Consider the following 229-nt stretch of genomic DNA (forward strand, 5'->3'; position numbering starts at 1 on the left):
GCATCAATTGATCGATTCAATTCTTCCTCCGTATTATCTACACCGCCAACTTCTATTAATATCGCTTGTCCTGATAAATCTTGATTATAGATTCCATTTCCTGTTTGGAAACCTTTTTGAATGACCCCACGACTCACTCCTGGATATTTCTTATTAATCGCCTCATGTAAAGCTGTCGCTAATTGTAAGTTTTTTTCATAATTTTTATTTCCTTTCCCTACTACAAATG

Annotated in this window: 1 protein-coding gene; it reads right to left on the reverse strand. The window is 34.9% G+C overall.

All coding sequences use genetic code 11. From position 1 onward, the window contains the following. Positions 1-229: stage II sporulation protein P (locus SB717_RS40055; protein WP_410908951.1), on the reverse strand; the 229-nt coding region annotated here is incomplete at both ends.

The organism is Priestia sp. SIMBA_032 (assembly GCF_046535215.1).
GTDB classification, from domain to species: domain Bacteria; phylum Bacillota; class Bacilli; order Bacillales; family Bacillaceae_H; genus Priestia; species Priestia aryabhattai.